Here is a 19,489-nt window from a genome sequence, read left to right as displayed (position 1 = left end):
GATAATACCGGAGGAAAAACACCATGAATGCGATAATCAAGGATCCGGCGACCACGATGAAGGCCGCCGTCTGGCATGGCCGCAAGGACATCCGCGTCGAAGACGTGCCGCTGCCGGGTGCCCCGCCCGCGGGATGGGTGCAGATCAAGGTGCATTGGTGCGGCATCTGCGGGTCGGACCTGCATGAATATGTCGCCGGTCCGGTCTTCATCCCCGTCGACACCCCCCACCCGCTGACCGGGCTGAAGGGCCAGTGCATCCTGGGCCACGAGTTCAGCGGCGAGATCGCGACACTGGGCGAGGGCGTCACCGGCTTCGCTGTCGGCGACCGGGTCGCGGCCGACGCCTGCCAGCATTGCGGTGAGTGCTATTACTGCAAGCACGGCATGTACAACATCTGCGAGAAGCTGGCCTTCACCGGCCTGATGAACAACGGCGCCTTCGCCAGCCTGGTCAACGTCCCGGCCGAATTGCTCTACAAGCTGCCCGACGGCTTCCCGACCGAAGCCGGCGCCCTGATCGAGCCGCTGGCTGTCGGCATGCATGCGGTGAAGAAGGCCGGCAGCATCGTCGGCGAGACGGTGGTGGTGGTCGGCGCCGGCACCATCGGCCTGTGTACCATCATGTGCGCCAAGGCTGCGGGCGCCGGGCGGATCATCGTCCTGGAGATGTCCGCCGCCCGCAAGGCCAAGGCGCTGGAGGTCGGCGCAACCGTCGTGCTCGACCCCAAGGAATGCGATGCGGTGGCGGAGGTCAAGGCGCTGACCGGCGGTTACGGCGCCGACGTGTCGTTCGAATGCATCGGCCACCGCGACACAGCGAAGCTCGCCATCGACGTGATCCGCAAGGCCGGCAAGACGGTGCTGGTCGGCATCTTCGAGGAGCCGAGCTCCTTCAACTTCTTCGAGATCGTCGCCACCGAAAAGCAGATCATCGGCTCGCTGGCCTACAATGGCGAGTTCGCCGACGTCATCCGCTTCATCGCCGATGGCCGGATCGACGTGCAGCCGCTGATCACCGGCCGCATCACCCTGAACGACATCGTCAGCGGCGGCTTCGAGGAGTTGGTCGCCCACAAGGACCGCAACGTGAAGATCATCGTTCAGCCGCAGACTGTCCCTGCCGCCGCCGAACAGCCGGAGCTCGTCCACTGATGGCCCTGCCCGCGATGCACATGAAAACCGCCCGCCCGGAGCACCGGGCCGAGAAGCCGGCCTGGCTCCGCGCCCGCGCCCCCGGCGGTGCGGCGTTCGAGGACACGCGGTCCCTGGTTCGCCGCCACGGCCTGAACACGGTCTGCGAGGAGGCCGCCTGCCCCAACATCGGCGAATGCTGGAGCAAGCGGCATGCAACGGTGATGATCCTGGGCAGCGTGTGCACGCGGGCCTGCGCCTTCTGCAACGTCGCCACCGGCCGGCCGGACGCGCTCGACCCCCATGAGCCGGACCGGCTGGCCGAGGCGGTGGGCGAGTTGGGCCTTGCCCATGTCGTCATCACCTCGGTCGACCGCGACGATCTGCCGGACGGCGGCGCCGCGCATTTCGCCCGCTGCATCGCCCGAATCCGCGACACCTCCCCCACGACGACGGTGGAGGTGCTGACCCCCGATTTCCGCAACAAGCCAGGGGCGGTGGAAACCGTGGCGGACGCCCGGCCCGACGTCTACAACCACAATCTGGAAACCGTGCCGCGGCTCTATGCCGATGTGCGGCCGGGGGCGCGCTATTACGGCTCGCTGCGCCTGCTGGAGCGGGTGAAGGAGCGCAACCCGTCCATTTTCACCAAATCCGGCATCATGGTGGGTCTGGGCGAGGAGCCGGCGGAGGTGGTGCAGGTGATGGACGACCTGCGGGCGGCGGGCGTCGATTTCCTGACCATCGGGCAGTATCTCCGCCCCACCCCCAACCACCACCCGGTCGCCCGCCACGTCACGCCGGAAGAGTTCGAGCGCTACGGAATTGTGGCGAGGGCAAAGGGCTTCCTGATGGTATCGGCGACCCCGCTGACCCGCTCCTCCCACCATGCCGGCCGCGACTTCGAGGAGTTGCGGCGGCGGGCGGGTGAGAAGGCTGCGGAAATGGTTTGAGCGGGGATGCAGCCGGTCAGGTCAGATGCTGCCTTTGCAAATAATCCTCGCTCTGCATCTCCATCAACCGGCTCACCGTGCGCTCGAACTCGAAGGCGTGGGTGCCTTCCGGATAGAGGCGTTCGGGCGGTCCCTCCGCGGCGATGACGACGTTGACCTTGTGCTCGTACAGTGCGTCGATCAGCGTCATGAAGCGCTTGGCCTCGTTGCGCAGTTCGTCCTTCATCGTGGGCACGTGGTCGATCAGGACCGTGTGGAAATGGGTGGCGATGGCCAGATAGTCGGCAGCCCCCAACGGTTTCCCGCACAGGTTCCAGAAATCGACCCAGGCCACGCATTTCGCGGCACGCTCAATCTCGACGCGGCGGCCCTGCACCGTCAGGCTGCAGGGCTCGCCCGGTGCGCCGCCGGTCAGGTCGGAGAAGGCCTTGGCAAGGGCGGCATCGGATGCCGGACCCAGCGGGTGGTGGTAGATCGGCACGCCCTTCAGACGGTCCAGCCGGTAGTCGGTGGGGCCGTCCAGCGACAGGATGTCCAGCTTTTCCTTCAGAAGCGCAATGAAAGGCAGGAACAGCTCGCGCTGGAGCCCGTCCTTGTACAGCATGTCCGGCGGCCAGTTGGAGGTCGCGACCACCACGACACCCAGGTCGAACAGGTTGGTGAACAGCCGGCCCAGGATCATCGCATCGACGATGTTGGTGACGTGGAACTCGTCGAAGCAGAGCAGCCACGCCTCGTCGGCCAGCGCGCGGGCCAGTTCGGGCAGCGCCTCGTCCGGGCCGTCTCCCTTCCCCTTGCCGGATTGGCGGTGGTCGTGGATGCGCTGGTGGATCTCCAGCATGAATTCGTGGAAATGGACGCGCCGCTTCTTGTCGACCGGAGCCGTCTCGAAGAACAGGTCCATCAGCATCGACTTGCCGCGCCCGACGCTGCCGTAGATGTACAGCCCCTGCGGCGCGGTGGAGGCGATGTCCGGCGGCGGCGGGGTGGAACGGCGGCGGCCAAGACCAAAGCGTTCCAACCACCCTCCCCCGGCAGGCTTGTCGTCGCCGGCGGGCTGCGGCTGATAGCCCTTCAGCGCCTGATACAGGCTTTGGAACTTCTCCGCCGCCAGTTCCTGGTCGGGATCGGGGCGAAGAGTGCCGCTGCCGCGGCGGGCGCGGTAGAGCGAAAGCGGTCCGTCGGTCATGGGGATATGCGCGATCCGGCTGCCAAGATGCCCCTTACCTAACGGATGGAACCGCTCCCGGCAACCGCCGACCGGCACGGGCGGGACCAGCGGCGGGAATGGCAGGGCGGCGCGGCATCTGGGCGCATTGGGGAGGCCCTTGTTTCCGTCAGGTTACAGTTTCTTTAGGATGTTCGTCCAATCAATGTTCCGGCGCACTCCAGCCGCCCGCCAGACAGGAAACCGCCGTAACGATGCCCGCCTTCGGGTCCGCTTTCCCGACCAACAGTTCCAACGCCGGGCTGGCGCGGGCGTTGCGTGGCCGTCTGGGGTCGGTGCGCTTCCTGATGACCGCCTCCGGTCTCGCCTTCATCCTGGTGGTGAACGCGCTGATCGGCTACGGCATCCTCCAAAGCCGGAGGGAAGCCCTGGATGCGGGCGAGCGCGCGACCCGCGACCTCGCCCGCATGCTGGAGGCCCAAACACTGCGCACCGCCTTTTCGGTGGACCGGTTGTTGAGCGATCTGGCCTTCGCGCTCGATACCCACACCGACGGCGGCCGGCGCGGCAGCGCCGCCATTCACGACCATCTGCGCCGGAGCCGCGATTCCTTCGGCGAACTGGCAGATTTGGTGGTTGTCGGCGAAGACGGCTTTGCCCTGCACCATTCCGCCGACGCACCGCTGCCGTTCTTCCCGCTGTCCGACCGCACCTATTTCACCAACGCACGCGACCGCGCCAGCCCTGGCCTGCTGGTGGGCGCACCCATCGTCAGCCGGGTGATGCCCGGCACCCGCGTCATCCCGCTGAGCCGGCGCTGGACCGACGCAAGCGGCCGCTTCCGCGGGGTGCTGGTGGCGCTGGTCGATCCGACGCGGCTGGCGGCGACGCTGGAATCGCAACGCATCGACCGCAAGGGCAGCGTGATCCTGGCGCTGGAGGACGGGACCGTATTGCTCGAACGGCCGCAGGACCGCATCGGGGTGACCCGGCTGGCGGACTGGCCGGCGGTGCAGCGAGCCCTGGCGACCCGGGACGAGGCCACCATCCGCGACAGCACCCCGATGACAGCACCCGCGGGGGCGGCATCATCGGCGCCCACGCCCGGCGGCGGTGAGGTCGACAGCCTGATCAGCGTGCGGCGGGTGCAGGGCTATCCGTTCGTCATCGTGGCGACCCTGCCGGTGCGGGCGGTTTTGGCCGACTGGCAGCGCGATACCGCGGCCTGGACCGCCATCGGCACGGTGATGACCATCGCCATCGCCCTGCTGACCGCCTTCGTCGTTCGCCAGCATGCCCGCCGCGAGGAGGATCAGGCCCGGCTCGCCCGCGCCTCCCGCCGGATCCGCGGCATCCTCGACTCCATGCTGGACGCGGTGGTGACCTTCGACAGGGCGGGGCGCATCGTCACCTTCAACCGGTCCGCCGAGGTCATGTTCGGCGTGCCGGAGCGGGAGATGATCGGCCAGCCGATCGAGGCGCTGATCCCGGACGCGCGCGACGGCGCCAACGACCGCGACCTGATCGCGATTCGCCACGACGGACGCGCCTTTCCGGTGGGATTCACCGTCAGCGACCTGCGGCTGGGCGCCGCCCCCTGTGCCGCAGCGCCCTACCCTGCAGGCGTCGGCGTACCGCGCCCGGACCCGGGTCCCGACGAGCCGCGCATCTATGTCGGCGTCATCCGCGACATGACCCGCCGCAAACAGCAGGAGGCGGAGGTGATCGCCTCCAAAACCCAGGCGGAACTGGCGAACCGCGCCAAGAGCGAGTTCCTGGCCAACATGAGCCACGAACTGCGCACGCCCCTGAACGCCATCATCGGCTTCGCCGAAGTGCTGGACAGCGAGTTCTTCGGCACCGTCAACGAACGGCAGAAATCCTGCATCGCCGACATCCACGATAGCGGCCGGCACCTGTTGGACATCGTCAATGCGGTGCTGGACATGTCGAAGCTGGAATCGGGCCAGTTCGAGCTGTGCGAGGAGCCGGTCGAGGTCCACGAGGCGGTGGGCCATTGCCTGATGATGGTGCGCGACCGCGCGGCCGCCGGCGGCGTGGCGCTGAACAACCTTGTGGCGGGTTCCGTCGCCACGCTCTGGGTCGATCAGCGCGCCTTCAAGCAGGTGATCCTGAACCTGCTGTCCAACGCGGTGAAGTTCACGCCCGGCGGCGGCAGCGTCACCATCACCGCCGGCCTGGACCAGGACGGGAATGGGAATGGCGGGTTCAGGCTGGCAGTGGCCGATACCGGCATCGGCATCCCGCCCGAATTCATGGCCGACCTGTTCCAGCCCTTCCGTCAGGCCGACAACGCAGCCAACCGCCGTTACGAGGGGACGGGGCTGGGCCTGTCGATCTCGAAGAACTTCATCGACCTGCATGGCGGCACGCTGACCTGCGACAGCACGCCCGGCACCGGTACCATCATGACGATCCGGCTGCCGCCCTCGCGGGTTGCGGATCACCCGTCCAAGGTGGGCGACTGGACCGTCGGTGCCGCCTGACGGCCGGGAAAGGCCGACGGATTTCAGCGCAGGCGTGTGGCGGCGAAGCGGCGGGGCGGATCGACGAAATCGTCCTGGGCGGCGATCAGTTGAAGCTCGCGCGTGCCCAGACGCTTGGTCGTCTCGAAGATGGCGAAGATCGCCGCCGCCGCCTTCTCCAGTGCATCGGCGGGATCGAAGGCCGTCAGAAAGTGGGCGAGGAACAGCGCCGCCACCGCGTCGCCCGAACCGTTGGGCGGCGGATCGAAGGTCAGGCGCGGCGTCGCCACCAGCCAGGCGCCGTCGGTGCCGTCCACCAGCATCTCGATGCTGTCGGGATCGGCCTCGCTCCGGGTCAGGCTGGTGACCAGCACCAGCCGCGGCCCGCGGGCGCGCAACGCCGCGGTCGCCGCCAGCGCGTCGTCCAGCGTCGCCACCTTGCGGTCGGTCAGATACTCCAGCTCGAACTGGTTGGGCGTCATCAGATCGGCGGCGGGAACCGCATGGTCGCGGATGAATTCCGGCAGGCCCGGCCGCACGAAGAAGCCGCGTCCGACGTCGCCCATCACCGGGTCGCAGCAATAGACCGCCTTGGGATTGGCCGCCTTCACCCGCGCGGCGGTTTCAACGATCACCTGCCCCAGTTCGACGGCGCCCATATAGCCGGACAGCACCGCATCCTGCGCCGGCAGCACGCCGCGTGCGGCGATGCCGTCGACGATGTCGGCGATGTGCTCCGCCGTGAAGACCTGCCCGGTCCAGGCGCCGTAGCCGGTGTGATTGGAGAACTGGACGGTGTTCACCGCCGTGGCGTCGATCCCCAGCCGCTGCAGCGGGAATACCGCGGCCCGGTTGCCGACATAGCCATAGGCGACGTGCGATTGGATGGTGAGGACGCTTTTCATGGGATGAAGCGTAAGCGACGGTCCGCCGGGCGTAAAGCCGCCGACTCCATGGCGATGCCGCGGGTTCGAGGCATGGCAGCCATGCACGCGCCCCTTCGGCGGTCTGATGTGGCGGCTTGGCCCATGGACAGGGCGTGGACGCGCGGCTAAAGCTGCCTTCTCCAATCATCCGCAGTACCGGGAAATCGCCATGGCCACGACCGTCCGCCCCCGCCGCAGCGTGCTCTACATGCCGGGCTCGAACGCCCGCGCCCTGGAGAAGGGGCGCAGCCTGCCCGCCGATGGGCTGATCCTCGACCTGGAGGATGCGGTCGCCCCCGATGCCAAGGCCGCGGCGCGCGAGACCATCGCCCAGGCGCTTGCCGCCGGGGGCTATGGCGCGCGGGAACTGATCGTCCGCGTCAACGGGCTGAACACCCCTTGGGGCTATGACGACCTGCGCATGGCGGCGGCCAGCGATGCCGACGCCGTGCTGCTGCCGAAAGTGGAGAGCGCCGACGCGGTCCGGCAGGCCGAAGCGGTGCTGCGCGCCGCCGGGGCACCGGCCGGCCAGAGGATCTGGTGCATGATGGAGACGCCGCTCGGAATCCTGAACGTCAAGGAGATCGCCGGTGCCTCCCCCGCCGTCGGCGCGCTGGTGCTCGGGACCTCGGACCTTGCCAAGGACCTGCATGCCGCCCACACGGCCCAGCGGCTGCCGATGATCACCAGCCTGGGGCTCTGCCTGCTGGCGGCGCGCGCCTATGGGCTGGCGGTTCTGGACGGCGTGCATCTGGACCTGAGCGACGACGAGGGCTTCGCCGCCTCCTGCCGACAGGGGCGCGAGCTGGGGTTCGATGGGAAGACTCTGATCCACCCCAAGACGATCGCCTCTTGCAATGCCGCCTTCGCCCCCGATGCCGACGAGATCGCCCAGGCCCACCGCATCATCGCCGCCCATGCGGAGGCCGCAGCAGCCGGCAAGGGCGTGGTGCTGGTCGACGGCAAGCTGGTGGAGAACCTGCATGTCGAGAACGCCCGCCGGCTGGTGTCGCTGGCCGAGGCAATCGGGAGGATGGAAGCGGCGGGGGTTTGAGCGCGCTTTCCGGTTCAGTTCTTTGCCCCCACCCCAACCCTCCCCCGCTGGGCGGGGGAGGGGGATAAGTGCTTGTTTGGAAAAGCAGCGGCAGTCCCTCCCCCGCCCAGCGGGGGAGGTTAGGTGGGGGCATCCTCCGCAACCACTCCCCACATTGCTGGCCATACCGACAATTCCGGTTGCAGAAATTGTTCGGTATTTGGAACCAACCCACGGCTGTCCGGTTGTCGAATCAGCAAGGCACAGTCGGAGGTTGGTTATGGCCTCGAAAGAGAGCAATCGTACGTCGGGCCGCGGATTCGCGTCGATGGACCCTGATCGGCAACGCCAAATTGCCAGCAAGGGTGGCGAAAGCGTGCCGGCCGACAAACGCAGCTTTTCGAAGAACCCGGAACTCGCCGCGGAAGCCGGTCGCAAGGGTGGGCGCAGCGTGCCCGCTTCCTCGCGCAGCTTCTCCAAGAACCCCTCGCTGGCGGCGGAAGCCGGCCGCAAGGGCGGACAGGCGAGCCATGGCGGACGGTCGGCCGACCGCCCTGCCGGGGGCGATTGAAACGCCGCGATCCGTGCACACGAAAAAGCCCCCGTCCGGAAGGACGGGGGCTTTTTCTTGACCGTAGGTCGGCAGACCGATCAGGACGCCAGCTTGTCCAGTTCGCGCAGGATCGAGTCGCCCATGACGGTGGTGGAGCAGCGCGCCATGCCCGGAGCCATGATGTCGGCCGTGCGCATGCCGCCGCCCAGCACGTTCTGGATGGCCCGCTCGATCAGCTTGGCGTCCTCGTCCAGGTTGAACGAGTAGCGCAGGCACATCGCGAAGGACAGCAGGGTCGCGCAGGGGTTGGCCAGATCGCGGCCGGCGATGTCCGGGGCGGAACCGTGCACCGGCTCGTACAGGGCCTTGCGGTTGCCGGCGGCATCCGGGGCGCCCAGCGAGGCCGAGGGCAGCATGCCGAGCGAGCCGGTCATCATCGCCGCCTCGTCCGACAGGATGTCGCCGAACAGGTTGTCGGTGACGATCACGTCGAACTGCTTCGGGTTCTTCAGCAGCTGCATGGCGCCGTTGTCGGCGTACATGTGGCTCAGTTCGACGTCCTGGAACTCTTCCCCGTGCAGCTTGGTCACTTCCTGGCGCCACAGCAGGCCGGATTCCATGACGTTCGCCTTTTCCATCGAGCAGAGCTTGTTGCCGCGCTTGCGGGCCAGCTCGAACGCGACGCGGGCGACGCGGCGGATCTCCGACGTGGTGTAGACCTGGGTGTTGACGCCGCGGCGCTCGCCGTTGCCGATGTCGGTGATGCCGCGCGGCTCACCGAAATAGACGCCGCCGGTCAGTTCGCGGACGATCAGGATGTCCAGGCCGCGGATGACGTCCGGCTTCAGGGTGGAGGCGTCGACCAGCGCGTCGAACACCACCGCCGGGCGCAGGTTGGCGAACAGGCCCAATTCCTTGCGCAGGGTCAGCAGGCCGGCTTCCGGGCGCTTGGTGTAGTCGCTGGGGTTGTCCCACTTCGGGCCGCCGACGGCGCCCAGCATCACCGCGTCCACCGCCAGCGCCTCGGCCAGCGTGGCGTCGGACAGCGGAACGCCGTGGGCTTCGATGGCCGCGCCGCCGACCAGCCCTTCGGACACGTCGAAGGTGATCTTGCGCTTGCGGTCCATCCAGTCGATGACCCGGCGAACCTGGCGCATCACCTCGGGGCCGATGCCGTCACCGGGGAGGAACAGAAGCTTCTTATTGGCGGCCATGGCGGGCGCACTCCCAAATATCAGACGTCAAGAAGACAGATGGTGGAAATCGGGGGAGGACGGGGGCGGTCAGCCCCACATCCACGGCTGGCCGGCGCGCTGCTTGCCCTCGTACCCGTCGATATGGGCCGACTGCTGCAGCGTCAGGCCGATGTCGTCCAGGCCGTTCAGCAGGCAGTGCTTGCGGAACGGATCCAGCTCGAAAGAGATGGTGCCGCCGTCCGGACCGGTGATGGTCTGCTTCTCAAGGTCGACCGTGATGACGGCGTTCGACCCGCGCGACGCGTCGTCGAGCAGCAGGTCCACCTGCTCCTTCGGCAACTTGATCGGCAGGATGCCGTTCTTGAAACAGTTGTTGTAGAAGATGTCGGCGAAGCTGGGGGCGATGATGCAGCGGATGCCGAAATCGGCCAGCGCCCACGGCGCATGCTCACGCGAGGAGCCGCAGCCGAAATTGTCGCCGGATACCAGGATGCTGGCCTTGCGGTAGGCCGGCTTGTTCAGGACGAAGTCCGGGATCTCCTGCCCGTCCGGGGTGTAACGCATCTCGTCGAACAGATGCTTGCCCAGCCCCGTCCGCTTGATGGTCTTCAGGAACTGCTTCGGGATGATCATGTCGGTATCGACATTGATCATCGGCAGCGGCGCCGCAACGCCGGTGAGAACCGTGAACTTTTCCATCGCCAGAAATCCTGTCGCGCAAGAAGGCGCAAGCGTGCGCATGCAGAGCGTGGTGAATAGCAGACCGAACAAGCCATTGCCAGAGGAAGCTTGCCCTTTTCCCGGCACGCAGTGAGCGAACAGGCATGCGCGAATGCACCGGCGCGCATCTTTGTTGCTCGGACGTGCCCGGATCGTCCCGGTCAGGTGCGATTGCGGGTGCCGAAACGCAGCGCCAGAACCAGTGCCGCCGCCAGCGCGCCCGCCGCCAACACAAAGGACAGCCAGAGCGCCGCCGCGTCGCCGAACCGCTCGATCACCAGCGCGTAGACCAACGGGGCGAGGGCCGAGACGAAGAATCCGGGCGTGATCAGGCGCCCGACGGTCTGGCCGTAGCGGGCCGGGTCGAACAGGACCAGCGGCAATGCGCCACGCACGATGGTGACCAGTCCGTTTCCCGCCCCGAACAGCAGGGCGAAGGCGATGCCGGCGGCGGGCGCAGCCCCGAAGGCCACCGGGAACAGGAAACAGGGCACGATCAGCCCGGTCGCCAGGATGGCGAGGCCGAAGGCGGACAGCCGCCTGCCGAACTGGATCTCCGCCAGCCGCGCCGCCGACTGTCCGACGCCGCGCAGGGTGGATACCCAGACCGCCAGCGCCGGCGCCATGCCCAGCCCCGCCAGCATGCCGATCATGTGGGCCGACAGGCCGGAGTTCAGCATCCCCGACAGCGCAACGATCAACGCATAGAGAACTGCCGCCAGGGTCGAAGACGGCGGGGCGGCCGGCGTTGCGGGCGCCCGGACCGCCGGGGCGGCATCCGGCACCGGCTCCACGAAACGGTCGGGCGGGATCAGCAGGTGCAGCGGCACCGTGGCGAGCGCCAACAGCGCATAGATGAGAAGCGCGCCGCGCCAGCCCAGCACCTCCGCCACGGACTGCCCGACCAGCCACATCACGCTGGAGGCAAGCCCGCCGAGCAGCGTGATCTGCGAGATCGGCCGGCGCGCTGCCCGGCCGCCGATGCGGGCCAGCGCCGCGAAGGCCGCATCGTACAGCGCCATCCGCATTGCGAGGCCGAGCAGCACCCAGGACGCGTAATAGACGACCAAGCCATGCGCCAGCGCCAGCCCGACGCAGCCGGCCGCCATCAGGAGGGACCCGGCGACCATAACCGCCCGCCCGCCCCGCCGGTCGATGGCGCGGCCGACGGCGGACGATACCAGCCCCATCACCACCAGCGCCAGGGTGAAGCCGCCATGGATCGCCGGCAATCCCTGCCCCAGGTCCGCGGCCATCGTCTCGCCGAACAGGCCGACGAGGTAGTAGGACACGCCCCAGCAGACCAGCTGCGACATGCCCAGCGCCCACACCACCCGCGCCGGCACCGCCGGTCCGCTCTTTCCGTCCACGCCCCGCCACCCCGTTCCTGACGTTGGTCGGCGCCACGGTAGCGGCCGGACGGCGTCGGGAAAAACGACTTGTTCTGCGACGATCGTTGAGAAAAAATCAACGAATGCCCAGCCGATCGAACACTTCGCTTCCTCCGCTCAACGCCCTTCGCGCCTTCGTCGCCGCCGCCCGCCATGGCAGCTTCCGTGCCGCCGCCGAGGAGCTGTGCGTCACCACCGGCGCGGTCAGCCGACAAATCCGGCTGCTGGAGAATTGGTTGGGGCTGGCGCTGTTTGACCGGTCGCGCCGGCAGGTCCGGCTCACCCCGGTCGGCGCGCGCTATTTCGTGCGGGTGGCCGATCTGTTCGACCAGCTGGCGACCGCCACCGGCACCTTGCGCGAGGAGAAGGGCGGCCAAGTCATCCATCTCGACTGCATCCCGACCTTCGCCATGCATTGGCTGCTGCCGCGGCTGCCGGCCTTCAAGACGGCCTTTCCCGATGTCGAGCTGTCGCTGTTCACGGCGCCCGACCGCATCGACCTGTCGCGCCCGCTCGACTACGCCATCCGCCGCGATCCCGGCCATTTCGCCGGCCTGACACCCCACCCGCTGATGGCCGAGCGGTCGGCGCCGGTCTGCAGCCCGCAACTGCTGAAGGAGGTGAACGGCGACGCGATGCCTGACGGGTTGGCCGGGCGCACGGTCATCGCCATCCGGGCGCGGCCGGATTTGTGGCCGAACTGGTGTGCCGCAAACCGCATCGGCGCCGACCGGCTGCGCAACCGTCTGGACATCGATCACACCTATGTCGCCATCCAGGCGGCGGAAGACGGGTTGGGAATAGCCCTGGTGCCGCTGCTGTTCATCGAGCGGCAACTGGCCGATGGGCGGCTGGTTCAGGTTCCCGGCTGTCCCGCAGCGGAAACCGGACGCTATTTCCTGCTGGAGCACAGCCATCCCGACCACACCGCCCTGGCCGGTCTGGCCGACTGGCTGCGAGGGCAGGACTCCGCGACGCAGGACTCCGCGGCGGCGGCCTGATCCGCCGCGCCCCTTGCGGCGGGCTTGGCGACAGCCTACCAAATCGTCCGGCCGGTCCGTCACGTCCCAGCCGGCCGTCATGTTCCATCCAGATGACCAAGACCAACGAAGGCAGCCTGACCCGATGCCGACCATTGACGACGACCGCCGCGCCCGCCTGATCGGCCGTGCCTTCCTGCTGCTGGCTCCGGTCGCTTACGGGCTGCTGACGCTGACCTTCGGCATGGACGCCAACTGGGACCTGCGGAACTACCATTGGTACAACGCCTACGCCCTGCTGACCGGGCGGATCGGGCGCGACCTGCTGCCGGCGCAGATGCCGACCTTCTACAGCCCCTTTTTGGACGTGCCCTTCTACTGGCTGGCAACCCACCTGCCGGCGCGGGCGGCGGGATTCCTGTGGGGAACGCTGCAGGGAATCAACCTGTCGCTGCTGTATCTGGTGGCATCGTCCTGCTTCCGGAACGGTCCGGCTCTGCAACGAAGCCTGATCGCCATGGCGTTGGCAGTGATGGGCGGACTGGGCGGTGGGGCGCTGGGGCTGATCGGCACCACCTTCCAGGACAATGTGGTCAGCCTGGGCGTGCTGGGCGCGCTCGCCATCATCGCCGGCAGCCTGCCCGGCATCCTGGATGGACGGCCGCTGCCGAGTTTCGCACGGGTGGCGGCGGCCGGGCTGCTGGCCGGGGTGGCGATGGGGCTGAAGAACCCGACGGTGATCTATGCGGTCGGGCTGTGCCTGGGCTTCCTGGCCCTGCCCGCCCGGCCGTGGCGGCGGCTGTGGCTGGCCTTCTTCTTCGGCATCGGGGTGCTTGCCGGTCTGGCGCTGGGCGGCGGCGTATGGATGGCCCATCTGTGGCACGATTACGGGAACCCGGTTTTCCCGCACATGAACCACATCTTCAAGTCGCCTTTCGCCGCGATATCCGACTACGTCAATGTCAGCTTCTTCCCGCCCGGTCTGTGGCAGCGGCTGTTCTTCCCCTTCGTCTTCACCTTCTCCCCCCTGACGGTGGGCGAGGTGCCGTTCTTCGACCTGCGGGTGCTGGCGCTGTTCGTCCTGGTGCCGCTGGGAGCCGTCGGCGCGCTGATCGGATGGTCGTTGCATCGGCGCAACGAATGGCTGACAGAAAGGCCGGCGACACGCTTCCTGCTGACGGCGCTCTCCGTCACCTACGCGCTGTGGGTGGTGATGTTCTGCATCTACCGCTATCTGGTGCCGCTGGAGATGCTGGCCCCGCTGGCGCTGGTGATGACGGTCGGCCTGCTGCCGCTGTCCCGCCGCCTGCGCATCGGGTTGGCCGCGGCCCTGCTGGCGCTGGTGCAGCTGACGGTGCAGCCGGCCGACTGGGGGCGCGTCGCCTGGGCCGACAAGTGGGTGACGGCGGACGTGCCGCCCATCGAGGATGCGGACGACACCATGGTGGTGATGGCGGGATATTGGGCCATCTCGCACGTCATCCCGTCCTTCCCACCCCGCGTCACCTTCGTGCGCATCCAGTCCAACTTCCTGCAGCCGGATTCGGTCGGCAACGGCCATCTCGCCATCCTGAAGGACAAGCTGGCGTCCCACCGCGGCTCCTTCCTGATGCTGAGCACGATCCCCGACACACCCGGCGCGGCGAAGGCCGCCGCACTGCTCGGCCTGCGGCTGGACCCGCAGCGCTGCCGGCCGATTCCCAACAATCTGGGCGAGACCCTGAACCTCTGTGCAGTGGACAGGACGGCCGGAAATCGGGAGACAGTGGAATAATCGCCGGGTTTGTGCTGTTTATCGCCGGTAACCGCCCCGTCCGCCCTTTTCGAGCCATAAAGCCAGCGCCATGACCGTATCGACCATCGACCGCGCCGTTTCCTCCGCCGGCACCGACGCTTCGGGAACGCCGCAGGCCAACGCGGACGCCGCCCCGGCGCCGACCATCGCGGTGCTGATCCCCTGCTATAACGAAGAAGCGGCGATCGGCAAGGTGGTGCAGGACTTCCGCGCCGCCTTGCCGGAGGCGACGGTCTACGTCTACGACAACAACTCCAAGGACCGGACGGTCGAGGTCGCGCGTGCGGCGGGGGCGGTGGTCCGGCACGAGCCGCTGCAGGGAAAGGGCAACGTCATGCGCCGCATGTTCGCCGACATCGAGGCGGACGTGTATGTGCTGGTGGACGGCGACGATACCTATCATGCGCCGAGCGCACCGCAGCTGGTCAAGCGCCTGTGGGACGAGCAGCTGGACATGGTCAACGGCGCGCGGGTGACGGAGATCGTCGCCGCCTACCGCCCCGGCCACCGCTTCGGCAACCTCGTGCTGACCGGCATGGTCGCCAAGATCTTCGGCAGCCGCATCGGCGACATGCTGTCGGGCTACCGGGTGTTCTCCCGCCGCTTCGTGAAGTCCTTCCCGGCGCTGGCCAGCGGTTTCGAGACCGAAACGGAGCTGACCGTCCATGCGCTGGAGCTGCGCATGCCGATCGCCGAGGTGAAGACCCCCTATAAGGACCGTCCGCCCGGGTCGCACAGCAAGCTGAACACCATCCGTGACGGCATCCGCATCCTGCGCGCCATCATCATGCTGGTGAAGGAGGAGCGGCCGCTGCCCTTCTTCTCCGGGCTGTTCGGCGTGCTGGCGCTGTTGTCGGTGATCCTCGGCATACCGGTGATCGTGACCTATTTCGAGACCGGACTGGTTCCGCGCTTCCCCACCGCGGTGCTTGCGACCGGGCTGATGCTGATGGCCTTCCTCAGCCTGACCTGCGGCCTGATCCTGGACACCGTCACCCATGGCCGCCGCGAGGCCAAGCGCATGCATTACCTGTCGCTGCGCGCGCCGGGCAACCACCCGCAGCTGGCCGGTGACCGCGGGGACGGCCGCCGGTGAGCGGGCCGGTCGACACATTACTGAACAGCCGGCTCGGCCGGCTGGGGGTGCAGTTCGCCAAATTCGGCGTGGTCGGCGTCATCGGGCTGCTGGTGGACACAGCCGTGCTCTATGCCGGGCTGGCGTTGGGGCTGGAGTTCTTCGCCGCCCGCATTCCGTCCTTCTTCGCCGCAGCGACGGCGACCTGGGCGCTGAACCGCGCCTTCACCTTCCGCGGTGCGGTGGCCGAGCCGCTGCACCGCCAGTGGGCCAAGTTCATTGCCGCCAACGCCATCGGCGGCGTGGTGAACTACGGCGTGTCGGTCGGGTTGGAATCGAGCGTGCAGATGGTCGCCGACCACCCGTTCCTGGCGGTGGCCGCCGGTTCGATCGCCGGCATGTTCTTCAACTTCGCGGCATCGAAGCATCTGGTGTTCAAGGGAGCGTAAGCGCCGCGAATCTGCCTTGCGCGGCGCCTTATGGACTTATCCCCACGGCTCGCCATATAACGGCGGCCATGACCCGCGAATTCCTGAAGATGCACGGCCTCGGCAACGACTTCGTCGTGATCGACGCCCGTTCCGAACCTTACCGCCCCTCGGGCGCGGAGGTGCGTGCCATCGCCGACCGCAAGACCGGCGTGGGCTGCGACCAGTTCATCATTCTGGAAAGCACGGACGCGCCCGGCGCGGACGCCTTCATGCGCATCCGCAATGCCGACGGCAGCGAGGCGGCGGCCTGCGGCAATGCGTCGCGCTGCGTCGGCTGGTTGCTAATGGAAGAGAGCGGGCGCGACCGTGCCAGCTTCCAGACCGCCGCCGGGCTGCTGCACGCCACCCGTGCCGACAATGGCCGCATCACGGTTGACATGGGTCCGCCCCGGCTGGACTGGAGCGCCATCCCGCTGGCCGCCCCCACCGACACGCTGCGGGTCGAAACGGTGGAGCATGGCGGTTTCTCAGGCCCGGTCGCGGTCAATATGGGCAACCCGCACGCCGTCTTCTTCGTCGACGATGCCGAAGCGGTGCCGCTGGCCGAGATCGGTCCGGTGTTCGAGAACCATCCGACCTTCCCGGAGCGGTCCAACATCGAATTCGCGCAGGTCCTGTCGCCCACCGCCATCCGCATGCGGGTGTGGGAGCGCGGCGCCGGCATCACCCAGGCCTGCGGCACCGGTGCCTGTGCCACGCTGGTGGCGGCGGCCCGCCGCGGCCTGACCGGACGCAAGGCCGACATCCTGTTGGACGGCGGCACCCTGACCATCGAATGGACCGAGGACGACCGCGTCCTGATGACCGGGCCGGTGGCGCTCGCCTTCAGCGGCCGGCTGTCGGCTGAACTGGTTTCAGTATGAGCGATACGACCGATAACACGACGCAGACCGGCCCCGAGATCGTCACCTTCGGCTGCCGCCTGAACACCTACGAGTCCGAGGTGATGCGCAACCATGTGCGCAGTGCCGGGCTGGACGACGTGGTGATCGTCAACACCTGCGCCGTGACGTCGGAAGCCGAGCGGCAGGCGCGGCAGACCATCCGCAAGCTGCGGCGCGAGCGGCCGGACGCCCGCATCGTCGTCACCGGCTGCGCCGCCCAGATCGACCCGCAGCGCTTCGCCGCGATGCCGGAGGTCGATCAGGTCCTGGGCAACCAGGAAAAGCTGCAGCCGGAAAGCTGGGGCCTGCCGCCGGCCGAGAAGGTGCTGGTCAACGACATCATGTCGGTGAAGGAGACCGCCGGTCATCTGATTGGCGGCTTCGAGGACCGCGCCCGCGCCTTCGTGCAGGTCCAGCAGGGCTGCGACCACCGCTGCACCTTCTGCATCATCCCCTATGGCCGCGGCCCCTCGCGCTCCGTCCCCATCGGCGGCATCGTCGAACAGGTCCAGGCGCTGGTGAAGGCCGGCTACAACGAGGTGGTGCTGTCCGGCGTCGACATCACCAGCTACGGCCCCGACCTGCCGGGATCGCCGTCGCTGGGGCAGATGGTGCGCCGGCTGCTGGCCCTGGTGCCGGAGCTGCCACGGCTGCGCCTGTCCTCCATTGACTGCATCGAGATGGACGACGACCTCTGGCGCCTGATCGAGAACGAGCCGCGCCTGATGCCGCACCTGCACCTGTCGCTGCAGGCCGGTGACGACATGGTGCTGAAGCGGATGAAGCGCCGCCACGGCCGCGCCGACTCCATCGCCTTCTGTGAGCGGGTGCGCTCGATCCGTCCCGACGTGGTGTTCGGCGCCGACTTCATCGCCGGTTTCCCGACGGAGACCGAGGAGATGTTCCAAAACACCATGCGGCTGGTGGAGGAATGCGGCCTGACGTGGCTGCATGTCTTCCCCTACAGCCCGCGCCCCGGCACGCCGGCCGCCCGCATGCCGCAGGTCGACGGCGCCGTCCGCAAGGAGCGCGCCGCCCGCCTGCGCGCGGTCGGTGAGGCGGCGGAGGCCCGCACCCTGGCGAGCCTCGTCGGCCGCACCGCCACGGTGCTGGTGGAGAAGGACGACCTGGGCCGCACCGAGCATTTCGCCGCGATCCGCCTGGGCCGGCCCTTCCCGCCCGGCTCGCTGGTGCCCGCCGCCATCACCGGCATCGAGAGCGGCGTGCTGACCGGCACCCCGCTCTGACCCCTTTCATAGTGGACACTCCATGATTTTCCGCTGGTTCGGCCGCAAGAAGCCCGAAGAGACCGCGCCCAAGGACGAGGCGGCGAAGGACCAATCGGTCACCCAGGAGTCCGCCACTCCCGCGCCGGAACCGGAGCCGGAAAAAACGCCGGAACCGCCCGCCGCTCCGCTGCCTCCCAAGCCGGAGGTCGAGCCGGTGCCGGAGCTGCCGCCGGCGCCGCCGAGCGCCGAACCGCCGCCGACACCCGTCGCGCCGCCTCCGGCCGCGCCCGCCCCCATTGCGCCGGCCCCGGTCACACCGCCCGCCGCTCCGGCCGAGCCGCCGCCCGCCCCTGCCCCGGTGATCCCTGCCCCGGCGCCGGAGCCGGAACCCGTTCCGGAACTGCCGCCGGCGCCCGCTCCCGCCCCCACCCCGGCCCCCGTCGCCGTGGCTGCCGAAGAGGCGCCGCCGACCAAGAAGGGCTGGTTCGCCAAGCTGAAGGAAGGATTGTCGAAGTCCTCGTCCAAGCTGACCGACGGCATCACCAGCATCTTCACCAAGCGCAAGCTGGACGACGAGGCGCTGGAGGAACTGGAAGAGCTGCTGATCACCGCCGATCTCGGCCCGGCCACCGCGGCGAAGGTCACGGCGGAGCTGGCACGGACCCGCTTCGGCAAGGAGGTCTCGCCGGAGGAGGTCAAGTCGACGCTCGCCGCCGAGGTGTCGAAGATCGTCACCCCCGTCGCCAAGCCGCTGGTGCTCGACCCGGCGCTGAAGCCGCATGTCATCCTGGTCGTCGGCGTCAACGGCACCGGCAAGACCACGACCATCGGCAAGCTCGCCCGCCAGTTCAAGGCGGAGGGCAAGAGCGTGATGCTGGCCGCCGGCGACACCTTCCGCGCCGCCGCGGTCAGCCAGCTGAAGATCTGGGGCGAGCGCACCGGCTGTCCGGTCGTCGCGCGCGACACCGGGGCGGACGCCGCCGGCCTTGCGTATGACGCGCTGGAACGCGCACGGGCCGAGAAGGTCGACGTGCTGCTGATCGACACCGCCGGCCGCCTGCAGAACAAGACCGGCCTGATGGAGGAACTTCGCAAGATCGTCCGCGTCATCAAGAAGCTGGACGAGACGGCACCGCACACCACCCTGCTGACTCTGGACGCCACCACCGGCCAGAACGCGCACAGCCAGGTGGAGATCTTCCGCGACATGGTCAATGTCAACGGCCTGATCCTGACCAAGCTGGACGGCTCCGCCCGCGGCGGCGTGCTGGTCTCGCTGGCGGAGAAGTTCAAGATCCCGGTCCACGCCATCGGCGTCGGCGAGGGAGTCTACGACCTGCGCCCGTTCGATGCGGATGCCTTCGCCAAATCGCTGATGGGGCTGAACGCCGACTGAACGGCGAGGGCGTTTCATCATCTCCGAAGGGATAAGTGCTGGGGATTGGCCGAAATTCGGCCTTCCCAGCCGGTCGTTCG

General features: G+C 68.2%; 17 protein-coding genes and 1 pseudogene. 13 read left to right on the top strand and 5 right to left on the bottom strand.

Annotated elements, in window-relative coordinates:
- Nucleotides 1-23 precede the first annotated feature (23 nt).
- Nucleotides 24-1,154 carry a 2,3-butanediol dehydrogenase gene (locus tag FZ983_RS08595; protein ID WP_247883675.1) on the top strand — a complete coding sequence of 377 codons (1,131 nt, stop codon included), beginning with the start codon at nt 24-26 and terminating at the stop codon, nt 1,152-1,154.
- Nucleotides 1,154-2,086 (top strand): lipoyl synthase, encoded by a 933-nt coding sequence (gene lipA, locus FZ983_RS08590; protein ID WP_149223160.1) that lies wholly within the window; start codon nt 1,154-1,156, stop codon nt 2,084-2,086. Before FZ983_RS08595 ends, lipA begins: the two co-directional genes overlap by 1 nt.
- 16 nt (nt 2,087-2,102) lie before the next feature.
- On the opposite strand, the gene zapE is transcribed toward lipA, so the two are convergent.
- On the bottom strand, nt 2,103-3,275 hold the full coding sequence (gene zapE / locus FZ983_RS08585; RefSeq protein WP_149223159.1) for a cell division protein ZapE: 1,173 nt from the start codon (nt 3,273-3,275) through the stop codon (nt 2,103-2,105).
- Nucleotides 3,276-3,508: 233 nt separating this feature from the next.
- On the opposite strand from zapE, the gene FZ983_RS08580 reads away from it, so the two are divergent.
- A complete protein-coding gene (locus FZ983_RS08580) occupies nt 3,509-5,761 on the top strand; it encodes an ATP-binding protein (RefSeq protein WP_149223158.1) in 2,253 nt (750 codons plus the stop codon).
- A 23-nt stretch (nt 5,762-5,784) separates the two neighbouring features.
- On the opposite strand, the gene pdxY is transcribed toward FZ983_RS08580, so the two are convergent.
- Nucleotides 5,785-6,645, bottom strand: a complete 861-nt coding sequence (gene pdxY, locus FZ983_RS08575) for a pyridoxal kinase PdxY (protein ID WP_149223157.1) — start codon at nt 6,643-6,645, stop codon at nt 5,785-5,787.
- Between the two features lie 190 nt (nt 6,646-6,835).
- Here pdxY and FZ983_RS08570 point away from each other — a divergent pair, with 190 nt between their 5' ends.
- The 3 genes and pseudogenes from FZ983_RS08570 (at nt 6,836) to FZ983_RS08560 (ending at nt 8,270) form a co-directional block, all read left to right on the top strand.
- Nucleotides 6,836-7,720, top strand: coding sequence for a CoA ester lyase (locus FZ983_RS08570; protein ID WP_149223156.1), 885 nt, complete (start codon nt 6,836-6,838; stop codon nt 7,718-7,720).
- A pseudogene (locus FZ983_RS35170) lies at nt 7,650-8,074 on the top strand (KGG domain-containing protein); the annotation flags it as partial. The gene FZ983_RS08570 and the pseudogene FZ983_RS35170, both read left to right, overlap by 71 nt.
- A gap of 1 nt (nt 8,075) precedes the next feature.
- A complete protein-coding gene (locus tag FZ983_RS08560; protein WP_247883674.1) occupies nt 8,076-8,270 on the top strand; it encodes a general stress protein in 195 nt (64 codons plus the stop codon).
- Nucleotides 8,271-8,350: 80 nt separating this feature from the next.
- Here the strand turns inward: FZ983_RS08560 and leuB are convergent, their stop codons facing one another.
- The 3 genes from leuB to FZ983_RS08545 all read right to left on the bottom strand — a co-directional run bounded on the left by leuB (nt 8,351) and on the right by FZ983_RS08545 (nt 11,538).
- Nucleotides 8,351-9,466, bottom strand: a complete 1,116-nt coding sequence (gene leuB / locus FZ983_RS08555; RefSeq protein WP_149223155.1) for a 3-isopropylmalate dehydrogenase — start codon at nt 9,464-9,466, stop codon at nt 8,351-8,353.
- Nucleotides 9,467-9,535: 69 nt separating this feature from the next.
- Entirely contained in the window at nt 9,536-10,147 is a 612-nt protein-coding gene (gene leuD / locus FZ983_RS08550; protein WP_111065795.1) for a 3-isopropylmalate dehydratase small subunit, read from the bottom strand.
- Nucleotides 10,148-10,329: 182 nt separating this feature from the next.
- Nucleotides 10,330-11,538, bottom strand: coding sequence for an MFS transporter (locus tag FZ983_RS08545; protein ID WP_247883673.1), 1,209 nt, complete (start codon nt 11,536-11,538; stop codon nt 10,330-10,332).
- A gap of 104 nt (nt 11,539-11,642) precedes the next feature.
- Here FZ983_RS08545 and FZ983_RS08540 point away from each other — a divergent pair, with 104 nt between their 5' ends.
- The 7 genes from FZ983_RS08540 to ftsY all read left to right on the top strand — a co-directional run bounded on the left by FZ983_RS08540 (nt 11,643) and on the right by ftsY (nt 19,409).
- Nucleotides 11,643-12,560: a LysR substrate-binding domain-containing protein gene (locus tag FZ983_RS08540; protein ID WP_149223154.1), complete on the top strand. Its 918-nt coding sequence runs from the start codon at nt 11,643-11,645 to the stop codon at nt 12,558-12,560.
- A 124-nt stretch (nt 12,561-12,684) separates the two neighbouring features.
- Entirely contained in the window at nt 12,685-14,313 is a 1,629-nt protein-coding gene (locus FZ983_RS08535; protein WP_149223153.1) for a hypothetical protein, read from the top strand.
- Nucleotides 14,314-14,383: 70 nt separating this feature from the next.
- Nucleotides 14,384-15,430, top strand: a complete 1,047-nt coding sequence (locus tag FZ983_RS08530) for a glycosyltransferase family 2 protein (protein ID WP_149223152.1) — start codon at nt 14,384-14,386, stop codon at nt 15,428-15,430.
- Nucleotides 15,427-15,858, top strand: a complete 432-nt coding sequence (locus FZ983_RS08525) for a GtrA family protein (RefSeq protein ID WP_149223151.1) — start codon at nt 15,427-15,429, stop codon at nt 15,856-15,858. Before FZ983_RS08530 ends, FZ983_RS08525 begins: the two co-directional genes overlap by 4 nt.
- A gap of 68 nt (nt 15,859-15,926) precedes the next feature.
- On the top strand, nt 15,927-16,763 hold the full coding sequence (dapF, locus tag FZ983_RS08520) for a diaminopimelate epimerase (RefSeq protein ID WP_149223150.1): 837 nt from the start codon (nt 15,927-15,929) through the stop codon (nt 16,761-16,763).
- A complete protein-coding gene (gene mtaB, locus FZ983_RS08515) occupies nt 16,760-18,031 on the top strand; it encodes a tRNA (N(6)-L-threonylcarbamoyladenosine(37)-C(2))-methylthiotransferase MtaB (RefSeq protein ID WP_149223149.1) in 1,272 nt (423 codons plus the stop codon). The genes dapF and mtaB overlap by 4 nt, the downstream gene beginning before the upstream one ends.
- A gap of 22 nt (nt 18,032-18,053) precedes the next feature.
- Nucleotides 18,054-19,409, top strand: coding sequence for a signal recognition particle-docking protein FtsY (ftsY, locus tag FZ983_RS08510; protein WP_149223148.1), 1,356 nt, complete (start codon nt 18,054-18,056; stop codon nt 19,407-19,409).
- Nucleotides 19,410-19,489: the final 80 nt, after the last annotated feature.

The sequence above is a fragment of the Azospirillum sp. B21 genome, from assembly GCF_008364825.1.
In the GTDB taxonomy this organism is placed as follows: Bacteria; Pseudomonadota; Alphaproteobacteria; order Azospirillales; family Azospirillaceae; genus Azospirillum.
Note: the sequence above shows the minus strand (reverse complement) of the source record. Positions and strands in the feature narration are given on the sequence as shown.